The sequence below is a fragment of the Streptomyces auratus genome (assembly GCF_050433025.1).
GTDB classification, from domain to species: Bacteria; Actinomycetota; Actinomycetes; order Streptomycetales; family Streptomycetaceae; genus Streptomyces; species Streptomyces sioyaensis.
Genome location: NZ_JBNGCB010000001.1, coordinates 823,104 through 842,318, shown reverse-complemented (window position 1 = coordinate 842,318; position 19,215 = coordinate 823,104). Strand labels below are relative to the sequence as shown.

Annotated in this window: 19 protein-coding genes; 13 read left to right on the top strand and 6 right to left on the bottom strand. The window is 73.0% G+C overall.

All coding sequences use genetic code 11. The features are described from left to right. Nucleotides 1-11: 11 nt before the first annotated feature. Both BKA18_RS03415 and BKA18_RS03410 read left to right on the top strand, forming a co-directional pair. Nucleotides 12-1,082 carry a FecCD family ABC transporter permease gene (locus tag BKA18_RS03415; protein WP_366046126.1) on the top strand — a complete coding sequence of 357 codons (1,071 nt, stop codon included), beginning with the start codon at nucleotides 12-14 and terminating at the stop codon, nucleotides 1,080-1,082. Further along, a complete protein-coding gene (locus BKA18_RS03410) occupies nucleotides 1,079-1,867 on the top strand; it encodes an ABC transporter ATP-binding protein (protein WP_366046044.1) in 789 nt (262 codons plus the stop codon). Before BKA18_RS03415 ends, BKA18_RS03410 begins: the two co-directional genes overlap by 4 nt. 17 nt (nucleotides 1,868-1,884) lie before the next feature. On the opposite strand, the gene BKA18_RS03405 is transcribed toward BKA18_RS03410, so the two are convergent. After that, the gene (locus BKA18_RS03405; protein WP_429638372.1) at nucleotides 1,885-2,829 is read right to left on the bottom strand and encodes an L-tyrosine/L-tryptophan isonitrile synthase family protein; all 945 of its coding nucleotides are present in this window, start codon (nucleotides 2,827-2,829) and stop codon (nucleotides 1,885-1,887) included. After that, the gene (locus BKA18_RS03400; RefSeq protein ID WP_366046042.1) at nucleotides 2,826-4,097 is read right to left on the bottom strand and encodes a cytochrome P450 family protein; all 1,272 of its coding nucleotides are present in this window, start codon (nucleotides 4,095-4,097) and stop codon (nucleotides 2,826-2,828) included. Before BKA18_RS03400 ends, BKA18_RS03405 begins: the two co-directional genes overlap by 4 nt. 259 nt (nucleotides 4,098-4,356) lie before the next feature. Between BKA18_RS03400 and BKA18_RS03395 the strand changes: the two genes are divergently transcribed. The 3 genes from BKA18_RS03395 to BKA18_RS03385 are packed head-to-tail and all read left to right on the top strand — an operon-like array spanning nucleotide 4,357 to nucleotide 7,438. Next, entirely contained in the window at nucleotides 4,357-4,632 is a 276-nt protein-coding gene (locus tag BKA18_RS03395) for a hypothetical protein (RefSeq protein WP_366046041.1), read from the top strand. Beyond that, nucleotides 4,629-6,971: a heavy metal translocating P-type ATPase gene (locus tag BKA18_RS03390; protein WP_366046040.1), complete on the top strand. Its 2,343-nt coding sequence runs from the start codon at nucleotides 4,629-4,631 to the stop codon at nucleotides 6,969-6,971. The genes BKA18_RS03395 and BKA18_RS03390 overlap by 4 nt, the downstream gene beginning before the upstream one ends. Then, entirely contained in the window at nucleotides 6,968-7,438 is a 471-nt protein-coding gene (locus tag BKA18_RS03385; RefSeq protein ID WP_358915864.1) for a copper chaperone PCu(A)C, read from the top strand. Before BKA18_RS03390 ends, BKA18_RS03385 begins: the two co-directional genes overlap by 4 nt. Nucleotides 7,439-7,504: 66 nt before the next feature. Here BKA18_RS03385 and BKA18_RS03380 read toward each other — a convergent pair whose 3' ends face one another. Then, the gene (locus tag BKA18_RS03380) at nucleotides 7,505-8,098 is read right to left on the bottom strand and encodes a sigma-70 family RNA polymerase sigma factor (protein WP_006606592.1); all 594 of its coding nucleotides are present in this window, start codon (nucleotides 8,096-8,098) and stop codon (nucleotides 7,505-7,507) included. A gap of 49 nt (nucleotides 8,099-8,147) precedes the next feature. On the opposite strand from BKA18_RS03380, the gene BKA18_RS03375 reads away from it, so the two are divergent. Further along, on the top strand, nucleotides 8,148-8,447 hold the full coding sequence (locus tag BKA18_RS03375; protein WP_366046039.1) for a zf-HC2 domain-containing protein: 300 nt from the start codon (nucleotides 8,148-8,150) through the stop codon (nucleotides 8,445-8,447). A gap of 218 nt (nucleotides 8,448-8,665) precedes the next feature. Here the strand turns inward: BKA18_RS03375 and BKA18_RS03370 are convergent, their stop codons facing one another. From BKA18_RS03370 to BKA18_RS03360, 3 genes are all read right to left on the bottom strand, one after another. Beyond that, the gene (locus tag BKA18_RS03370; protein ID WP_366046038.1) at nucleotides 8,666-9,448 is read right to left on the bottom strand and encodes a PE-PGRS family protein; all 783 of its coding nucleotides are present in this window, start codon (nucleotides 9,446-9,448) and stop codon (nucleotides 8,666-8,668) included. A gap of 226 nt (nucleotides 9,449-9,674) precedes the next feature. Further along, nucleotides 9,675-9,890 carry a ferredoxin gene (locus tag BKA18_RS03365; RefSeq protein WP_366046037.1) on the bottom strand — a complete coding sequence of 72 codons (216 nt, stop codon included), beginning with the start codon at nucleotides 9,888-9,890 and terminating at the stop codon, nucleotides 9,675-9,677. 4 nt (nucleotides 9,891-9,894) lie between these two features. Further along, nucleotides 9,895-11,085, bottom strand: a complete 1,191-nt coding sequence (locus BKA18_RS03360; RefSeq protein WP_366046036.1) for a cytochrome P450 — start codon at nucleotides 11,083-11,085, stop codon at nucleotides 9,895-9,897. A 113-nt stretch (nucleotides 11,086-11,198) separates the two neighbouring features. Here BKA18_RS03360 and BKA18_RS03355 point away from each other — a divergent pair, with 113 nt between their 5' ends. The 7 genes from BKA18_RS03355 to BKA18_RS03325 all read left to right on the top strand — a co-directional run bounded on the left by BKA18_RS03355 (nucleotide 11,199) and on the right by BKA18_RS03325 (nucleotide 19,205). Beyond that, nucleotides 11,199-11,870 (top strand): TetR/AcrR family transcriptional regulator, encoded by a 672-nt coding sequence (locus BKA18_RS03355; protein ID WP_366046035.1) that lies wholly within the window; start codon nucleotides 11,199-11,201, stop codon nucleotides 11,868-11,870. Between the two features lie 145 nt (nucleotides 11,871-12,015). After that, complete coding sequence (locus BKA18_RS03350) at nucleotides 12,016-12,462, top strand: hypothetical protein (protein ID WP_235446391.1); 447 nt, start codon at nucleotides 12,016-12,018, stop codon at nucleotides 12,460-12,462. Between the two features lie 449 nt (nucleotides 12,463-12,911). Beyond that, complete coding sequence (gene sbnA, locus BKA18_RS03345) at nucleotides 12,912-13,838, top strand: 2,3-diaminopropionate biosynthesis protein SbnA (protein WP_366046034.1); 927 nt, start codon at nucleotides 12,912-12,914, stop codon at nucleotides 13,836-13,838. Nucleotides 13,839-13,874: 36 nt separating this feature from the next. Next, nucleotides 13,875-14,876 carry a 2,3-diaminopropionate biosynthesis protein SbnB gene (gene sbnB / locus BKA18_RS03340; RefSeq protein ID WP_366046033.1) on the top strand — a complete coding sequence of 334 codons (1,002 nt, stop codon included), beginning with the start codon at nucleotides 13,875-13,877 and terminating at the stop codon, nucleotides 14,874-14,876. Beyond that, nucleotides 14,873-16,723 carry an FAD/NAD(P)-binding protein gene (locus tag BKA18_RS03335; protein ID WP_366046032.1) on the top strand — a complete coding sequence of 617 codons (1,851 nt, stop codon included), beginning with the start codon at nucleotides 14,873-14,875 and terminating at the stop codon, nucleotides 16,721-16,723. Before sbnB ends, BKA18_RS03335 begins: the two co-directional genes overlap by 4 nt. Then, nucleotides 16,720-17,922 (top strand): trans-sulfuration enzyme family protein, encoded by a 1,203-nt coding sequence (locus tag BKA18_RS03330; protein ID WP_366046031.1) that lies wholly within the window; start codon nucleotides 16,720-16,722, stop codon nucleotides 17,920-17,922. Before BKA18_RS03335 ends, BKA18_RS03330 begins: the two co-directional genes overlap by 4 nt. Then, nucleotides 17,919-19,205: a benzoate/H(+) symporter BenE family transporter gene (locus tag BKA18_RS03325; protein ID WP_366046030.1), complete on the top strand. Its 1,287-nt coding sequence runs from the start codon at nucleotides 17,919-17,921 to the stop codon at nucleotides 19,203-19,205. The genes BKA18_RS03330 and BKA18_RS03325 overlap by 4 nt, the downstream gene beginning before the upstream one ends. The last annotated feature ends 10 nt before the right edge of the window (nucleotides 19,206-19,215 follow it).

The following is a 19,215-nucleotide window of genomic DNA, read 5'->3' as shown; positions in this document are numbered from 1 at the left end:
CGCAGACGGCTGTGGAGCCGGGCGTCCGGGCGGCGGACGACGGGCGGTCCGGGCGCCGCACCCCGCGCGCCGGACTGCTCGCCGCCGGGCTCGGGATCGCGCTGCTGGCGGCGCTGACCGCGGCGGTCTGCCTGGGCTCCACCGACATCGCGCCCGGGCATGTCTGGTCGGTGGTGCTCCGGCGGCTGGGCGGAGCGCCGCCCCGGCCGGGCACCGACGACCTGATCGTGTGGCAACTACGCGTGCCGCGTGCGCTGTTGGCGGCCCTGGCCGGTGCGGGGCTCGGGCTGGTGGGGACGGCGACCCAGGCGATGGTGCGCAATCCGCTGGCCGACCCCTACCTGCTGGGCATCTCCAACGGCGCCTCGCTCGGCGCCGTCGCCGCCATCGTGCTGGGCGCCTCGGCCGGCGACCTGCTGGGGCTGGGGCTCTCGGCGGCCGCGTTCGCCGGTGCGTTGGCCTCGTTCGCGCTGGTGTGGTGCATCGCCCGGCGGGGCGGCGGCTTCTCGCCGCTGCGGCTGGTGCTGGCCGGGGTCGGCATCGGCCAGTTCCTCTCCGGCTTCACCAGCTATCTGGTGTTGCAGGCCGGCGATGAACAACAGACCCGCAGCGTGCTGTTCTGGCTGATGGGCAGCCTGGGCGGGGCCACCTGGAGCGTCCTGGGGCTGCCGGCGGCCGCGGTCGCCGCCGGGCTGCCGGCGCTCCAGGCGCGGGCCCGTGCCATGAACGCGCTGCTCATGGGCGACGAGACCGCGGCCGGCGTGGGCGTGGACGTCACCCGGCTGCGCAGGGAGCTGTTCGTGGTGACCGGACTGCTGACCGGCGTCCTGGTCGCGGTCTCCGGTGCCATCGGCTTCGTGGGCCTGATGGTGCCGCATCTGTGCCGGCTGGTCATCGGCGGCGACCACCGCCGGCTGCTGCCGCTGTCCGCGCTGACCGGCGCGTTGCTGCTGGTGGTGGTGGACCTGGTGTGCCGTACGGCCATGGACTCCCAGGAGCTGCCGGTGGGCGTCGTCACCGCGATGATCGGGGCGCCCGTTCTGCTGTTCCTGCTGGACCGGCGGATGGAGGCGGGCCGATGACCGTCGAGATCGAGGATCTGCACGTCGGCTATGCGGGCCGCGACGTCGTCGCCGGAGTGCGGCTGATGGCGGCGGCCGGCGAGATCGCGGGGCTCGTCGGGCCCAACGGCAGCGGCAAGTCCACCGTGCTGCGGACCGTCTACCGGCATCTGCGGCCCACCGCCGGCCGGGTGCTGCTGGCGGGGACCGACCTGCGCACGCTGACACCGGGACAGACCGCACGGCAGGTCGCCGCGCTGCCGCAGGAGCGCGGCAGCGACTTCGAGCTGACCGTGCGCGAAGTGGTGGCGATGGGCCGTACGCCCTACAAGCGGGCCTTCGCGGGCGAGGACCGCGCCGACCGGGAGAGCGTGGCCGGCGCCCTGGCCGCCGTCGGCATGGCCGGGCAGGGCGCCCGCCGGTTCTCCGCGCTGTCCGGGGGTGAGCGGCAACGGGTGCTGCTGGCTCGTGCGTTCGCCCAGGACCCGGAGGTGCTGGTGCTGGACGAGCCCACCAACCACCTCGATGTCCGGCATCAGGTGGAGCTGCTCGCGCTGCTGCGGGCCCAGCGCCGTACGACGCTGATCTCCCTGCACGACCTGAACGCCGCGGCCTCCCTGTGCGACCGGCTGCATGTGCTGCACGCCGGGCGGGTGGTGGCGTCCGGCGACCCGCGGACGGTGCTCACGCCGCAGCTGCTGGCCGAGGTGTTCGGGGTGCGCGCCGCGGTCACCGCCCACCCGCTCACCGGTGATCCGCTGATCGCCTTCGACCATCGCGAGCCGTTGCCCGCCGGCGACGGCTGACGGGCCCGCCCGCCGCCTCAGCCGGCCGCGAAGTGGCTCGGCCGCCCCTGCCGCAGCACCGGGCGGCCGAGCCGCTCGGCGTCCGCGCGGTGCAGCAACTCGCGGCGCCCGTCGGCGTGTTCGAGCACGCACGAGTGCCAGGGCGTCATCCACACATCGGGTGCGTCCAGCAGCCGGATGCCGAACTTGGCCGAGCCCCGCGGCTGCGGATGGATGGACAGCCGGAACGCCCCCGGGTGGTGTGCCGCGATCAGCTCGCCCCAGGCGCGGCTGCGCTGCATCACCCCGTAGGCCCGGCGCCGGGAGCTGCGCTGCCGGGCCGACCGGGTCCCCGCGAACGAGCCGGAGTCCTCGAAGAGGAACCTGGTGATGCCCTGGTACAGCCGTCGGGTCGGCTCGTCGGTGCGCGTCAGGGACCGCAGGGTCTCCAGGGCCGGGGCGTAGCGCTCGTGGACCAGGGTCCGCTTGGCGTCGTGCGACAGCTCCCGCCCGTACACGTCCCGCAGGTCGAAGACGTCCAGCTGGGTCAGGCCCTCGTCGTGGAGCAGGGTGCGCAGGGCGTCGGCATAGGCATCGATGTCACGGTCCGGCACCTGGATGAGATCGCTGAAGACATGGCCGTCGGAGCAGATGATCATCCGCGCCCCGGGCGGATGGACGGCGGCGATCCGGGCGCACAGCCCGTCCAGGAAGCGCAGCGCCAGCCGTTCGCCCTCGTCGGGCAGGTGACCGAGCACCTTGGCCGGGTTGGGGGACTTGCACGGGAAGCCCGGCAGGGTGAAGACGATCGGCTCGCCCGCCGCCACCGGCCCGGCCAGCTGCCGCAGTTGGATGGGGAAGGCGCCGGGGGTGTCGCCGTGGCCGGCGTCCAGGGTGCGCCGGTGGGGCAGCAGGATGCCGAGCACCGCCGCACACACGGCCTGGACATCGACGCGCGCGCCGGGAGGCGCCGGTACGGTCAGCACGCGGCATCGGGCCCACTCGTGACGGGAGCGCGGCCCGCGCTGCCGTAGGCCACCGGCAGCCGGTCGACCCCGCGCGCCAGGACGGCCGGGATCCAGCTCAGCTCGCTCTCCGGGGCGGCCGGCCGCAGGCCCGGCAGTCGTCGCAGCAGGGTGCCCAGGGCGATCTGGAGTTCGATACGGGCGAGCGCGGCGCCGGGGCAGAAGTGGATGCCGTGGCCGAAGGCGAGGTGCGGGTTGGGGGAGCGGTCGAAGTCGAGGGTGTCCGGGTCGGGGAACCGCCGGGCATCGCGGTTCGCCGCGCACAGCGACACGATGACCGAGTCGCCCGCCGGGACCCGGGTCCCGTGCAGATCGGCGTCCTCGGCGAAGAACCGCCAGGTCGTCAGCTCGAAGGCGCTGTCGTACCGCAGGAGTTCCTCGACCGCGCGGGGCAGCAGCTCCGGATTGCCGGCCAGTGCCGCGAGGTGCGCGGGATGCCGCAGCAGGGTGACCAGGGCCGTGGTGATCTGGTTGGTGACCGGCTCCTGCCCCGCCACCAGCAGCTGGAAGATCATGGAATCCAGCTCCTCCGGACCGAGCGCACCGGCGTCGCGGGCGGCCACCAGCCGGGAGAGCAGATCCTCACCGCCCACCGCACGCTGGTGGCGGACCAGATCGGCGATGTACTGCTGCAGGCCGCGCAGCCGCGCCTCGTACGCCGGGCGGCCCGGGTCGGTGGGCCCCACGGGCTGGACCACCTTGCCCCAGTCCCGGTCGAAGCGGGCCTCGAACTCCTCGGGCAGACCGATGACCTCGGCGAGCACCCGGAAGGGGAAGCGGGCCGCGAAGGCCTCGACCAGATCGGCCTCGCCGCTCTCCGGGAGGCCGTCGAGCAGGGCATCGGCCATCGCCTGGAAGCGCGGCCGGAGCCCCTCGACGCGCTGCGGCGCGAAGGCGTCACCGAGCAGCCGGCGCAATTCGGTGTGCCGGGGCGGGTCCTGATGCAGCAGATGCACCTGGAGCTGGGAGTGCTGGGGCTCGGGCATGATCGAGGCGCGGGCCCGCCAGGCCGCGTTGCCCCGCGAGTGGTGCTTGCCCAGCCGGGTGTCCGTCAGCGCCCGGTGGGCGGCCTCGTAGCCGGTGACCAGCCAGGCGCACACCCCGCTGGGGAAACGCACCCGGTGGACGGGGCCGCGCTCGCGCAGCTCGGCGTACAGGGGATAGGGGTCGCGCTTGTACTCCGGCCCGTAGAGCTCCACGGGATCGGGATCGTACGGTCTGGACACGGCATCCTCCTCGGGTGACGGCGAACCGCGCCCGGACGGCACGGTGTTGGAGAGGTCGGGCACGGCGCGCGCCGAGTTCCCGTGGGTGGGGAGAAAATCGGCCGGAAGCGGGGGAGCGGGCCGGCGAAGCGGGCAGTGCAAACCCAGTTAGTCGGCTCCGGGGGCCGCACGGTTCCGGCGACGGAACGGGACAAACCTCACGTGCCAACGGGGCCCCGATCGCCCGCACCGCACCCTTTGCAGCTGCCACCATGACGCGATGCCCAGCTCTTCCGCCGACCCCGGTCGGCCCCCTCGTCGCCAGGCCGTCACCCGGCTGCTGCCCGCACGGTCGGTCCTCGGTTTCCTCGCGCTGCTGGTGGTGCTCGGCACCCTCGCGTACGCCGCCGGTAGCGCGGTCGGCCCGGTGGCCCCGGGGCTGCATCCGGCCGGCGGCAGCCGTACGGGAGGCGATGCGCCCGACGGCGGCGGGGACATGGGCGGGATGCACGGCATGGGCGCTGCGGCCCCCCGCCCGGTGGGAGCGTCCCGATGACGCCGCAGCCCCGCCCCGCCCCCGCGCCGCAGCAGGCCGACGAGCGCACCACCACCCTCACGGTCGGCGGCATGACCTGCGCCGCCTGTGTGGGCCGGGTCGAGAAGAAGCTCGGCCGGCTGGACGGCGTCGCCGCCTCGGTCAACCTCGCCACCGGCCGGGCCACGGTCAGCCACCCCGCGGCGGTGTCCGTCACCGACCTCATCGCCACCGTCGAGGCCGCCGGATTCACCGCCCAACTCCCCGAGCCCGACCCGGAGCCGGAAGCGGACGAGCGCCCGGCATCGGCCGGCCCGGACGACGCCGCCCGCGCCGAGCGCCACCGGCTGCTGGTGACCGCGCTGCTCTCGCTGCCCGTCCTGGTGCTGTCGATGGTGCCCGGCTGGCAGTTCCGCAACTGGCAGTGGCTGTGCTTCGTCCTGGCCGCACCGGTCGCCCTGTGGGGCGCCGCCCCCTTCCACGCCCGTGCGCTGCGCGGTCTGCGGCACGGCGCCGCGACCATGGACACCCTGGTCTCCCTCGGCGTCGCCGCCTCCTTCAGCTGGTCCGCCTATGCGCTGTTCCTCGGCGGGGCCGGTACGCCCGGGATGACCATGCCGTTCAGCCTGCTGCCCACGGCCGGCGACGGCGTCGCGCACCTCTACCTCGAAGCCGCCGTCGGCGTCCCGCTGTTCGTCCTGGCCGGGCGCCGCATGGAGGCCAGGGCCCGGCGCGGCACCGGCGCCGCGCTGCGCGCCCTGGCCGAACTCGCCGCCAAGGACGTCGCCGTACCGACGCCCGACGGCGAGCAGCGCATCCCGGTGAGCCGGCTGCGGGTCGGTGACCGCTTCCTGGTCCGGCCCGGGGAACGGGTCGCCACCGACGGCACCGTCGTCGAGGGCAGCTCCGCCCTCGACCTGTCCCTGATCACCGGCGAGAGCCGGCCGGTCGAGGTCGGCCCGGGCGCGGCGGCCGTCGGCGGCGCGGTCAACTCCGGCGGTCTGCTGGAGGTACGGGCCGGCGCGGTGGGCGCCGACACCCAACTCGCCCGGATCACCCGGCTCGTCGAGGACGCGCAGACCGGCAAGACCAAGGTCCAGCGGCTGGCCGACGCGGTGGCGGCGGTCTTCGTCCCCGCCGTACTGACCGTCTCGGTCACCGTCCTGGGCTTCTGGCTCGGCGCCGGAGCCGACCCGCAGGCCGCGGTGACCGCCGCGGTGGCCGTCCTGGTCGTCGCCTGTCCCTGCGCGCTGGGACTGGCCACCCCGACCGCGCTGCTGGCCGCCACCGGCCGGGGCGCCCAGCTGGGGATCCTGGTCCGCGGCCCGGAGGCGCTGGAGCGGCTGCGCCATGTCGACACCGTCGTGCTCGACAAGACCGGCACCCTCACCACGGGGCAGATGGGCGTCACCGCCCTCACCGCACGCCCCGGCGGCCTCGGCCCCACCGCGGTGCTGCGGCTGGCCGCCCTCGTCGAGCAGGGCTCCGAGCATCCGCTGGCCCGCGCGCTCACGGCCCACGCCCGCGAGCGGCACCCGGACCCGAAGCAACTCCTGCTTCCCGTACGGGACTTCACCGCGACGCCGGGCCACGGCGTCGAGGGCACGGCGGACGGGCACCGGGTGGCGGTCACCCGCCCCGGCGACCTCGACGGGCTCCCGGCTCCGCTCCCGGAGGCGGTGCGGTCCGCGGAGGCCGACGGCCACACCGCCGTCCTGGTCACCGTCGACGGCACCCCGGAGGCGGTGTTCGCGGTCGGCGACGCGCTGCGCCCCGACAGCTATCGTGCCGTCGACCATCTGCGGCGTCTGGGGCTGCGGCCGGTCCTGGCGACCGGTGACCGCGCCGCCACCGCCCGGGCGGTGGCCGGCCATCTCGCCGTCACCGAGGTCCACGCCGAGGCCCGCCCCGAGGACAAGGCCGACCTGGTCCGCACCCTGCAGGAGCAGGGCCGCCGCGTCGCCGTGGTCGGAGACGGGGTCAACGACGCGGCGGCGCTGGCGCTCGCCGACCTCGGTATCGCCATGGGCAGCGGCACCGACGCCGCGATCGGCGCCGCCGACGTCACCCTGGTCCGCGAGGACCTCCAGGCCATCGCCGACGCGGTACGGCTGGCCCGGCGCACCCTGGGCACCATCCGCACCAATCTCGGCTGGGCCTTCGGCTACAACCTGATCACCGTGCCGCTGGCCGCCGTCGGCCTGCTCAACCCGATGCTCGCGGCCGCCGCGATGTCCGCCAGCTCCCTGCTCGTCGTGGGCAACAGCCTCCGGCTGCGCGCCTGGCGCCCGCGCCGGGCCACCACCACCGCCCGCCGCCCCCACGGCCGACGGGCCCCGACCCGTTGGGAGACCACATGACGCGGCCGCCCGTCCAGGCCCTCGCCGTTCCGCTGCTCACCTGCCTGGTGACCCTCGGCATGCTCACCCTCTGGACCGCCGCCGGCAACGCGGGCACCCCCGCGCAATTGAGCGTCGCCGAGGGCCGGGTACTGATTCCCGCGGGGTCCGACGCCACCGCCGCCTTCTTCACCATCCGCAACACCGGCGGCTCCGACGACGTCCTGACGGGGGTCACTGGGCCCGCCGGCCACCGCGCGATGCTCAGCCGCACCGTCGACATCGGCGACAACGCCCGCAGCATGGCGATGGCCAAGGACGCCACCGTCCCGGCCGGCGACGCCCTGACGATGACCGCGACCACCCTGGACATCATGGTCAGCCCACCGCCCCGGCTCGCGCCCGGCGACCGGCTCACCTTCACCCTGCACTTCCGCCACAGCCCACCGCGCACCGTACGGGCCCTGGCCGTGGCGCCCGGCCGGTGAACCACCGCGACGGGGCCCATGGCCGTGTCCGCCCATGAGCCCCGTCGCCCCGCCGGTTCCGGCCCGTCAGGCCACCGCGCCCGCGAGATCCCGCGGCCGGCCGGCCGACTCGGGCCGCTCGGCCTCCGTCAGCAGCCCGACGAGCGTCTCGCGGGCCCGGGCCACCCGGGACCGCACGGTCCCCACCGGGCAGCCGATCACCCCGGCCGTCGCCGCGTACGGCAGCCCCAGCAGCTGCGTGAGGACGAACGCCTCCCGCCGCTCCGGCGTCAGCGCCGCCAGCAGTTCGGCCAGCGCGACGCCCTCGTCGAAGCCGGGCACCCCACGCGGCTGTACCCGCTCCGCGGCCGTCTGCCAGTCGTCCGTGGCGGCCAGCCGGGGCCGGACCGCATGGGACCGGATGCGGTCCGCCACCACCCGCCGGGCGATGGTCAACAGCCAGGTACGGGCCGAGGACCGGCCCTCGAACCGGGGCAGACTGCGCAGCGCCCGCACGTAGGTGTCCTGCACCAGGTCGTCGGTCGCCTGCGGATCGCCGCTGAGATGGGTCACATAGCGCCGCACATCGAGCTGGGTGGCCCGGACGAACTGCTCGACGGCCCGCTCGTCACCGCTGCGGGCGGCCAGCGCCCAGCCCGTCACGCTCTCGTCATCGCGCATCCCGGCACCGCCCCTCGCCGCCCGGCCGCGCTTCGGGGAGGATGGCCGCATGCTCTGCACGCGCATCCGTACGGCACTCTCCGCCCGCCTCGACGGCGAGGAACTGCCCCCCGGTCTCACCGCCCGCCGGCTCGAAACGCACCTCGCGGACTGCCGGGACTGCCGGCGCTGGGAGGCGCAGAGCCGCGCGCTGACGGCCGGTCTGCGCCGCGCCGCGGGGCACCCCGAGGACGACGTCGACGACCCGGCGGCCGCCGATGCCCTGCTCGCCCGGCTGCGGCCGGCTTCCGTACGGCCGGGGCCGGTATCTCCCGGCGGGGTGGACAGCGGCGGAAATCGGGCCGGTTGAGCCGGCCGGGGCGGTGGCGTACGGGCGCCCGCCGGCGCCGGCCGGGGTGCCCGAAGCGGACGCGGGCGGCAGCGCCACCGGCATCCGGACAGGATTCATCATCTGGAGTCCTTCGCATGACCCGGTCGCCGCACAGGGCGGGGACCGGTGAAGTCGGAGCCGGGCAGGGGCGCGAGCCCTCGGCGCCCGTGTGCCGGCTCGGGAATTCGACCGTGCTGTCAGCCGACAGCCGGCTCATACGGCGGACCCCGCAACGACCTCGCGTGGGCCAGCAGAAGTTGGTGCACCGCACGCCGCGGCTCCTGCCGGGCGGCCCGCACGGCAGGCGGTGCCGGGGGGAGGACGATCCGCAGGACCAGCACCAAGGGCGCGAACAGCCAGGCCGACACGCACCGCAGGAGCCGGAACGCGGCCCGCTCGCCGCCCCACAGCCACCCGGCGCTGAGCAGCGCGACCAGCAGATGGGCCGCGAGCATGCCGGTCGCACTGCCGTGCATCCCTGCCATGCCGGACGCACCGTCGTGCATCCCCGCCATCCCGTCCGTGCCGGCCATCCGGCTCATGTGGTCCATGCCGGGCATGGAGCCGGTGTACTCCCCCGGGGACCCGGCCGCCATCTGCCGGTGCATCAGCCGAATGAGCTGCGTGGCCCGGTCGTCCGGGAGCGGCGTTCCGTCGGCACCGCACAGCCAGGTGTCCGCCCACCGCTTCGCGAGCAGGCGCGGTGCGCCGCCCGCGGGCCCGGCGAGCGCCTGGCCGAAGGAGAACGCGGTGTGCAGCGCCGCTTGGGTGCCGACGGTCAGCAACCCCACCAGGAGCGGGCCGCGTTCCCGGCCCGCGCAGCACCAGGCGCCGGCCGCGGTCACCGCTCCGGCCGCGAGCAGCATCCACGCGGGCACCGCGGCATCCGACATCACCACGTGTCCCAGCGCGGCGAGCAGCACACACACCACCGCGAACACCGCGGCGCGTAGCCCCCTGAGAACCTGCCCCGCATCCATGACAGGCCCATCGTCGCACCCCGCTTCCGGGACGCGACGAGAGGGGCCCCGACCTGCGACGTCCGCCGTCGCCGCGGGACGCCCGCCCTCGTGGTCCGGGCGGGCGGTCGGCGGTGGCATACGGAACGGGGGGCACGGGCCGGCGCCGTCGGCCGCGGCATACGGAACGGGGCGCGGCCCCCGGCCACGCCCCGTCGGCTCCGTTCTGCGTCTCTGCGTACGGCCCCTACGGCCGGGGGCCGATGACCTTGGCACCGTCCCGCACCGTGAGGGCGAGCACCGGGCAGCAATCGGCGGCATCCAGCGCGCGTTCGTCCTCGTCGATCCGGTCGTGCAGCGGACGGGCATGGCTGCCGTCGAGCGCGAAGAGGTCCGGTGCGATGGCGGCGCAGGATCCCGAGGCGATGCACTGCCGGGGGTCGATCTCCACGTTCCAGGTCATCGGCTCACCACCCCACCGGCATCACCCGGGGCCCGCGCACCAACATCTGGCTCTTCCACTCCACATCGCCGGCCAGCTGCAGCCCCGGGAACCGGGTGAGCAGCGCGCCGAGCGCCTCCTGGAGCTCCAGACGGGCCAGTGGCGCCCCCAGACAGTGATGGACGCCGTGACCGAAGCCGAGATGCTGGTTCGCGGGCCGGGAGATGTCCAGCGTCCCGGGCGCCTCGAAGCGCAGCGCGTCCCGGTTGGCCGCGCCCATCGCGATCAGGACCGGGGTGCCGGCCCGCACCAGCGTCCCGCCGACCTCGACGTCCTCGGTCGCATAGCGGGGCTGCCCCGCGCCGCTGCCCAGCGGAACGAAGCGCAGCAGCTCCTCCACGGCATTGCCGATCAGCTGCGGCTGCTCGCGCAGCAGGGCGAGCTGGCCCGGGTGATCCAGCAGCGCCAGGACGAAGTTGGGGATCTGGGTGGCGGTGGTCTCGTGCCCGGCGACCAGGATCCCGACGCACAGGTCGACGAGTTCGAGCTCGGACAGCCGGTCGCCGACGTCCCGGGCATCGATCAGCGCCGTCATCAGATCGTCCTGCGGGGCCTGCCGGTGCTCCTCGATCAACTGCCCCATATAGGCGCGGAGTTCTTCGAGATTGGCGTCGAACTCCGCCGCCGTCAGGGAACTTGTCGACAATGCGGCATCGCTCCACACCCGGAAGCGCGGCCGGTCCTCGGCCGGCACGCCGAGCATCCGGCAGATCACGGCGACGGGGATGGGCAGCGCATAGCGGTCCACCAGATCGGCGGGCGGCCCGGCCGCCTCCAGCTCGTCGAGCAGCTCCCGTGTCAACTGCCGTACTTGCGGGCGGAGTTTCTCGACCTGGCGGACGGTGAAGGCCTTGGCCACCAGCGTCCGCAGCCGGGTGTGATCGGGTGGGTCCATGCCCAGGATGCCACTGTCGCGGCGCCCTTCGGACTGCCGGGGCTCGTCGTGCACGGCTCCCAGGGCGCGGCTGAAGCGCTGGTCCCCGAGGACGAACCGAGCCTCGGCGTAACGGGTCACCAGCCAGGCCGGCTCTCCGTAGGCCATCTGTACCTTCAGCAGTCCCGGGCGGTTGCGGGCCTGCTCGTACTCCTCGGCGAGCGCAAGGCTCTCGGCGAGATTGAACGGGTAGGAGAGGGGTGCTGTATCGATCGTGGTCATGGCGACCTCCCTTGTGTAAGCACCTGCTTACAAACGGTAGGCCGCTCCCTCGGGGCGGTCAACGACGCATTGTGGCCGTCCTGGTGACGGTCCGACGGAAAGGAAGCGTGGCGATGGCCAAGCCCCCGCAGTACGGCGCGGCGAGCGCGCACCGGCGGGACGCACAGGGCACGCGGCTGCGGCTGCTGGACGCCGCGTCGGAGCTGTTCGCCGAGCGCGGCTACGAACGCGCGACGGTGCGGGACATCGCGGCCCGGGCCGGGGCCAATCAGGCCCTGCTGTTCCGGTACTTCGGCTCGAAGAAGGCCCTGTTCGGCGAGGTCATGGCGCGTGGCGGGCAGGAGCAGCTGCGCACCACTCCCGCCGAGCGGCTGTTCGAGGTCGCGCTGCGCGGCATGCTGGCCGGCGGCAGGGACGGCGGCGACCGTTCGCTGGAGGTGTGTCTGCGCTCCATAGGCGGCAGCGACGAGATCGCCGATGCGCTGCGCGGACTGGGGGAGGAGTACGCGGAGGTCCTCGCGACGCTCTCGGAGTCCGACACCGGGGGGCTGCGCGGCGATCTGGCGCTGTCGTGGCTGCTGGGAATTGGCTTGATGCGAGTGGTGGTCGCCAAGGAGCCGCTGGCGAGCGCGGACCCGGACACGGTGTGCTCGCTCGTTCTGGGGGCCTTGGGAGGGCTGCTGGAGAGTCTGCCGAAGGATGGCCGGGGCGACGGGGAAGATGGCGGAGCCGGTGACGGCGGGGAAGCCGGTGAAGGCGCCGAAAAGGACGGGAATCCGGAGTGAACGGGCGGGAGCTCGGTGGGCCGCCGTGTCTCCTGCTGCGTTCCAGTGACTCTCCGGCGGGTCGCAAGTCGGGGAACATATGCCCCTTTATTGTCATGTTTGCAGAGAATATTCTTTTTCTGCGCAGTCGAGTGAAGGTGGAAACATGCTCCGTTCGATTCCTCGCGGCCTTGCCTTGGCCGGCCTGACCGCAGCTGCCCTGGTGGTGCCGACGGCTGGTGCCGCCACCGCCGCCGCAACCCCGCCCCCCAGCAGCTCGCAGCAGAGCACGATGTGCCTTCGCTGCGACCGGGGCCACCACCACTTCGGGCACCGCTACTGCAAGTGCCGCCACGACCGCCGCCACGGCCACCACGGCCGTTTCGGACACGGCGGCCATGACGGCTACGACGGCTTCGGCCGTGACGGCGGCCGTCGCGACGGCTACGGCTACGGCCGCGACAGCGGTTACGACCGCGACGATTACGGGCGTGACGATTACGGCCGCGACGGCTACGCACGCGATGGTTACGCACGCGACAGCCGTGACGGCCAGCGCCGGGACCGGGACCGGGACGGCCTGCTCGGCCTCGGACTGCTCGGCATCCTCTGACCCCTGTCGGTCGGTCATGCGGCGGGCCCGGGACATCCCTCCCGGGCCCGCTGCATGCTGTGCCGCCCCCGCCGCGGCAAGGGCCGCGCCCGGACGGGCCCGTCAAGAGGCCCAACGCCCTTCCGGCCAACGTGCGTTGCCATGACGGCGAGCGCTCCGGTGGCGGCCCTCGGGCCCCTGCCTCGACGGAATGCTCGCCTCCTGTTTTGGGATTCCAGGCAAACATTGTCATTGGCCTTGCTTGATGGCAGGATTAACCCGTCACATCGCGAATGGGGGATTTGCGGTCAATGGGGGACGGGGGAAGAGTCCCTTCTGCGTAGCGCACGCCTGACCCGTGTGCGCGGCCAACAAGCCCGTGGGATCTCGCTTCGGCGAGCACAGCTGCCTTGCGCTGCCCACTTTCAACGGTTTGGATTCTGGTGATAGCGGAAGAAGTGTATGATCTCGTGCTGGATGATCTCTTCATTCAGCTGGACCAACTGGTTCCGGGGAGTTCCGTTTTCCTGAAACTGGAAGGTCTCAATCCAGCTGGTTCGGTAAAGCTCAAGACGGCTGTCGCGCTGGTCGCGGCGGCCGAGAATGCCGGGCTCCGTTTTCCGCGGACCCGGCTGATCGAGTCGACGTCGGGAAACCTCGGCGTCGCCCTGGCGATGGTGTGCGCGGCGAAGGGCTATTCGCTGACCTGTGTCACGGACCCCAACGCCACCGTGCGCTCACGGCGCCTGATGGCCGTTCTCGGTGCCGAGGTCGTGGTGATCGAGGCCAGGGACGCCCACGGCGGCTTTCTGCAATCAAGGATCGACTACATCTCCGAGCGCCTGCGCCGCGAGCCCGACCTGTACTGGCTGAACCAGTACGCCAACCCGGCCGGGCCGCAGGCACACCGCGACCGTACGGGCCGCGCCCTCGTCGAGGGGCTCGGCCACATCGACTACGCCTTCATCGGGGCCGGCACCACGGGGACGCTGATGGGCTGCGCGGAGTACCTCCGCCGGCACAGCCCCGCCACCCGGATCATCGCGGTGGACGCCGTCGGCTCGGTGACCTTCGGCGGCCCGGCGGCCCGCCGCCACATTCCCGGACTGGGCACGAGCAGACGTCCGGAAATACTCGATACGAAGAACCTCGACGACATCGTGCTCATCTCTGAGGCGGATGCCGTCGAGATGTGCAGAACTCTCGCCCGGGAGCGGGGGCTGCTCCTGGGCGGCTCGACCGGCACGGTGCTGTGCGCCGTACAGGACGCCGCCAAGAATATCCCGGAAGGGAGTGTGGTGGTGGCGATTTCGCCGGACCTCGGGGACCGCTATCTGGAGACCATCTACGACGACGCATGGGTGGCCGAACGCTGGCCCGAGATAGTCGGCCACTAGTTTTCTCGGGCACCGGCCCGAGAGGGGGGAATTATTGTGTTCAATTTTGAGATAGTCGCCGGTGAAACGGTGCGCAATGTCCTGCACGGAAAACGGGGAGACGTGCTGGGCATTGTCAGCAGTGCCTATCGGGCACATGAGGCCGGGGATTCCGTCAACCCGGACAGCTACTTCCTCCGCTTCCCGGAGAAGCCGGATTCCCGGATCATTGCGCTGCCCGCCTACCTGGGCGCCGACGTCCAGCTCGCCGGCATCAAGTGGATCGCGAGCTTCCCGGGCAACACCCGGATCGGCGCCCCGCGCGCCTCGGCCGTCCTCGTGCTCAACGACTACGAGACCGGGTATCCGATCGCCTGCCTCGAAGCCGCGAGCATCAGCTCGGCACGCACCGCCGCCTCCGCGGCCGTAGCGGCCACCGCGCTCCGCCCGGACGGCTTCGAGGGGACCCGGATCGCCGTGGTGGGCGGCGGAGTCATCGCACGCAACATCTGCGACTACCTGAACGTCGCCGGCTGCGCCCCGGACGCCTACCTCGTCCACGATCTCGACGAGTCCTCCGGCCAGGCCCTCGCCGGCCATATCCGCACCACCCAGGACCGTCCGGCGTCCTTCACCGCCGACCTCGACGCCGCGCTCGCGGCCGACACCGTCGTCTTCGCCACCACCGCGCTAGAGCCCTATGTCACCGCGCCGTTCAGGCCCGGTCAGCTCGTTCTCAACATCTCCCTGCGCGATCTCGCGCCCGAAGTGGTCCTGGCGGCGGACAACATCCTCGACGACGTCGAACACTGCCTCAAGGCCAACACGTCACCGCATCTGGCCGAACAGCGCTCCGGTTCCCGCGAGTTCGTGACCGGCACCCTCGCCGGAGTGCTGAACGGTGAGGTGAAGCTCGCGCCGGAACGCCCGGTGATCTTCTCGCCGTTCGGCCTGGGCGTGCTGGATCTGGCCGTGGGAGCCTTCGTCCTCGGCGAGGCGCGCAAGGACGGCAGCACGATCGAGGTGCCCAACTTCTTCGGGGAGACGCGCCGGTGGTGAGCCACATACCCCTCTCCGTCGCTGTTGTCGGTGCCGGATCGCGGGGGCTGGGCGTCGTCGAGCGGCTGGTCGCGCACTGCCTGGAACGGCCGACTCCGCTCACCGTCCACCTCATCGATCCACGGCCCTTCGGCGCCGGATTCCATCTGTCCGACCAGCCGGACCACCTTCTGCTCAACACCGTCTGCGGCCAGCTCTCCGCCTTCGCCGACGCGCAGATGGTGGACGGCCCCGTACCGGTCCCCGGACCGTCGCTCCACGAATGGTGCCGGCGCCGGGATCTGCGGCTGGCCGACGACGGCTACACCGTGCGCGCCGGCGAGGGGCGGGAGATCCAGCCGAACGACTTCCTGCCGCGCCGGCTGCTGAGCGAGTATCTCGCCTGGGCCGCGGGGGAGATCACCGGCGCGGCCCCCGAGAGCCTCACCCTGATCCGGCACCGTACGACCGCCGTGGACATCCTCCCCGCAGGCTCCGGGAGCGAGACGGTCGTCCTCGCCGACGGCAGCCGCGTCGAGGCCGATGCCGTGTTCGTCACCGTCGGCCACCACTCGCTGTATCTGCCCGCGGCGCCGGCCCCCGATCCCCGACTGGTCACCCGCCCCTATCCGTTGCCCACGGCGCTCGACGGCATCGGACCGGGCGAGCGGGTGGCCGTCCTCGGCATGGGGCTGACCGCCATGGACGTCCTCGCCACCCTGACCCTCGGCCGGGGCGGCAAGCACCTCACGGACGAGGCGGGGATGCGCTATCTGCCCAGCGGACGGGAGCCGTCGATCGTCCTGACCAACCGCTCCGGGATGCCCTCGCGCAGCCGCCCCCGTCTCCGGCCGGGACGGGTGCGCTTCGCACCGCTGGCACTGACCACCGACCGCCTCGACGAGATCCGGGCCGGCACGCCGGACGGCCGCCTCGGCTTCACCCGCGACGTCCTGCCGCTGATCGAGGCCGAGATGGAACTCGCCTACTACCGCACCCTGCTGGCCCGCGAGTACGGCGACGCCACCGGCGCCGGACTGGAACTGGCCCGGCGCTGCGCACGCGACGGCCACGAGGCGCTGCTCGGCGAACTGCGGGCGCGGTTCGGCCCCTGCCCGGTGAGCGGCATCCTGTCCGCGGACCTCACCGACCGGCAGTGGACGGGGTACGACGCCTACCGCGACTGGTTCACCGCGGAGGTCGCCGCCGACCTGGCCGAGGCTCGGGAAGGCCTCGGCGCCGCCCCGCTGAAGGAAGCCCTGGAAGTGCTCCGTGACCACCGCGATGTGCTGCGCGCGGTCATCGATCCGCCCGGCGTCGACGACGCGTCGCTGGCCACGTTCTTCGGGGAGTTCGCCCCCACGGTGAACCGGCTGGTGATCGGTCCGCAGCTGGACCGGTCGGCGGAGCTGCTCTCGCTGCTCGACGCCGGGATCGTCCGGCTCGGCCCCGGCCCGCGGCCCAAGATCGTCGCACCGGCCGGTCAGGGACCCTGGCGGCTGGAATCCACCTGCCTGGACCGGCCGTTGCGGATCGAGGTCGACCACGTCGTGCAGGCGCACGTGAACGAGCCCGGCGCGGACCGGGTGGCCGGGTCCCTGCTGGGCACGCTCGTCGCCGCGGGCCGCGTCCGCACCCTCGCGCACCGCGGAACGGCCGTGCAGGGGCTGGACGTCACGCGGCAGGGCCAGGGCATCGACCGCACCGGCACCCCGCAGCCGCGGCTGTTCTTCCTCGGACCGCACACCGAAGGATCCAGCTACTACAACCACTACGTCCCCTCGCCCGGCGTGCCCTCCCGCGCACTGCTGGACGCCGAACTCGCCCTGCGTACCGCCCTGCCGTCTCTGATCACGAGGAAGCGATGAACACCAGCGACACCTACACACCGTGGACCCAGGAGTACCGGCCCGAGACCCGTGCCGCACAGGGCGACGGCTGGCGCTCTCCGACCACCGGCGCCGTGCCGCCCCCGATCAGTCTGGGCGCCACCTACGCCCGGGACGCCGACTACCGGGCACCGGCCGGGCTCGCGTACCTGCGCGACCAGGGCACACCGGGGTACGAGCAGGCCGAGCAGGTCGTGGCGGGCCTGGAGGGCGGCTCGGACGCGCTGCTCTTCTCGTCCGGCATGGCCGCCGCCACCGCCGTCTTCCAGGTACTGCCGGCCGGGGCGCGGGTCGTGGTCCCGCAGACCATGTACTTCGGTCTCACCAAGTGGCTGCGGGAATTCGGCCCGCAGCGCGGCCTGGAGGTCGTTCAGGTGCCGATGAACGACCTGGACGCGGTGGCGGCCGCCGTGGACGCGGCCCCGACCGCACTGGTCTGGGCGGAGTCCCCGGCCAACCCCACCTGGCTGGTGACCGACCTCGCCGGCTGCGCCGAGATCGCCCACCGGGCCGGCGCGCTGTTCGGCGTCGACAACACCGTCCCCACTCCGGTGCACGCCCGGCCGTTCGACCTCGGCGCCGATCTGATCATGCATTCGGGCACCAAGTACCTCAACGGCCATACGGATGTCGTCGCCGGACTGCTCGTCAAGGCGCCGCAGCGCACCGAGGCCCGGGACGCCATATGGGAGCGGCTGCAGCTGCACCGCCGGCTGACCGGCCCGATCCTCGGCCCGCTGGAGACCTACCTCCTGGTGCGGGGCATACGGACGCTCTTCCCCCGCATGCGCCAGATCTCCGCCACGGCGATGGCCGTGGCCGAGCACTTCGCCGCCCATCCGCTGATCCGGCGGGTCGCCTACCCGGGACTGCCCACCGACCCCGGACACGAGATCGCCGCCCGGCAGATGACCGGCGGATTCAGCGGCATGCTCTCCCTGCATGTCGACGGCCCGTGGCAGCAGTCCCTGCGCACCGCCAACCACTGCGAACTCTTCATTCGCGCCACGTCGTTGGGAGGTGTGGAGAGTCTGGTCGAACACCGCTATACCTTCGAGGGGCCGGACAGCACCTCGCCGAAGGACATGCTGCGCCTGTCCATAGGTCTGGAGAGCCCCGCAGACCTCGTCGCCGACCTCGAACAGGCCCTGGAAAAGGCCGTGAAGGAAGACCGTTGAGCGCACAGACCCCCACCCCCCACCCCGACGCCGCACCGCCGGACGCCACGAGCCCGCAGGGCGCAGCGGACGTGCCCCCGGACGGCGGACCCCGGCGCGGCTTCGTGCACGACGTCTCGCTGTCCGCGGTACTGGCCGGCTTCGTCGCCGTCGTCGTGTCCTACTCGGGCCCGCTGGTCATCGTGCTCGCGGCGGCCTCCGCCGGGCATCTGACCACCGCACAGACCAGCTCCTGGGTGTGGGCCATCTCCATCGGCAGCGGTCTGACCTGTATCGCGCTGAGCCTGCGCACCAAGATGCCGGTGATCACCGCCTGGTCGACACCGGGCGCGGCCCTGCTGGTGACGAGTCTGGGGGCGTACTCCTACGCGGAGGCCATCGGGGCCTTCCTCGTCACCGGACTGGTGATCACCCTGGTCGGTCTGACCGGGGTGTTCGGCTGGCTGATGCGGCAGGTGCCCACGCCCGTCGTCTCCGCGATGCTCGCCGGCATCCTGTTCTCCTTCGGCACCGGGGTGTTCACCTCGCTCAAGACCGCACCGCTCCTCGCCGGTTCGGTGCTGCTCGCCTACCTCCTGGCGAAGCGGTGGCTGCCCCGGTACGCCGTCCTGGTCGCCCTGGCGGTGGGTGTCGTGGCCAGTGCGGCCGGCTCCCGGCTGGACATCCATCTGGACCGGATCGAGCTCGCCAAGCCGGTCCTGACGACCCCGGACTTCTCGGTCGCCTCGCTCATCGGCATCGCCGTGCCGATGATCCTGGCGACGCTCGCCTCGCAGAACGCACCGGGCATGGCCGTGCTCACCGCGTCCGGCTACCGGCCCAAGGACCGCCTGCTGATCGGCTCCACGGGGCTGGTCTCCACGGCGCTGGCGCCCTTCGGCTCGCACGCCATCAACCTCGCGGCGATCACCGCGGCCATCTGCACCGGCCCCGAGTCCCACCGCGACCCGCAGCGGCGCTATGTGGCCGGGGTCTCCTGCGGAGCGTTCTACCTCCTCATCGGGGCGTTCGGCTCCACTCTCGTGGTGCTGTTCGCCGGGCTCCCCAAGGAACTCGTGGCGGCGGTCGCCGGCGTGGCCCTGCTCGGTGCCCTGGCCGGCGGTCTGACCGGGGCGGTGAAGGAGGAGAAGGACCGCGAGGCGGCCCTGATCACCTTCCTCGCCACCGCCTCCGGCGTCACCCTCTTCGGCATCGGATCCGCCTTCTGGGGGCTGCTCTTCGGCGTCCTCGCACACCTCGTCCTGACCCGCTGGCGCCGTACGCCCACGGCCGCCGCGGCCTGAGCCGAGCGGG

Coding starts and splice junctions, on each gene's coding strand:
- BKA18_RS03410 (WP_366046044.1), top strand. CDS start 1,079: ATGACCGTCGAGATCGAGGATCTGCACGTCGGCTATGCGGGCCGCGAC.
- BKA18_RS03395 (WP_366046041.1), top strand. CDS start 4,357: ATGCCCAGCTCTTCCGCCGACCCCGGTCGGCCCCCTCGTCGCCAGGCC.
- BKA18_RS03390 (WP_366046040.1), top strand. CDS start 4,629: ATGACGCCGCAGCCCCGCCCCGCCCCCGCGCCGCAGCAGGCCGACGAG.
- BKA18_RS03385 (WP_358915864.1), top strand. CDS start 6,968: ATGACGCGGCCGCCCGTCCAGGCCCTCGCCGTTCCGCTGCTCACCTGC.
- BKA18_RS03380 (WP_006606592.1), bottom strand. CDS start 8,098: ATGCGCGATGACGAGAGCGTGACGGGCTGGGCGCTGGCCGCCCGCAGC.
- BKA18_RS03375 (WP_366046039.1), top strand. CDS start 8,148: ATGCTCTGCACGCGCATCCGTACGGCACTCTCCGCCCGCCTCGACGGC.
- BKA18_RS03370 (WP_366046038.1), bottom strand. CDS start 9,448: ATGGATGCGGGGCAGGTTCTCAGGGGGCTACGCGCCGCGGTGTTCGCG.
- BKA18_RS03365 (WP_366046037.1), bottom strand. CDS start 9,890: ATGACCTGGAACGTGGAGATCGACCCCCGGCAGTGCATCGCCTCGGGA.
- BKA18_RS03360 (WP_366046036.1), bottom strand. CDS start 11,085: ATGACCACGATCGATACAGCACCCCTCTCCTACCCGTTCAATCTCGCC.
- BKA18_RS03355 (WP_366046035.1), top strand. CDS start 11,199: ATGGCCAAGCCCCCGCAGTACGGCGCGGCGAGCGCGCACCGGCGGGAC.
- BKA18_RS03350 (WP_235446391.1), top strand. CDS start 12,016: ATGCTCCGTTCGATTCCTCGCGGCCTTGCCTTGGCCGGCCTGACCGCA.
- BKA18_RS03330 (WP_366046031.1), top strand. CDS start 16,720: ATGAACACCAGCGACACCTACACACCGTGGACCCAGGAGTACCGGCCC.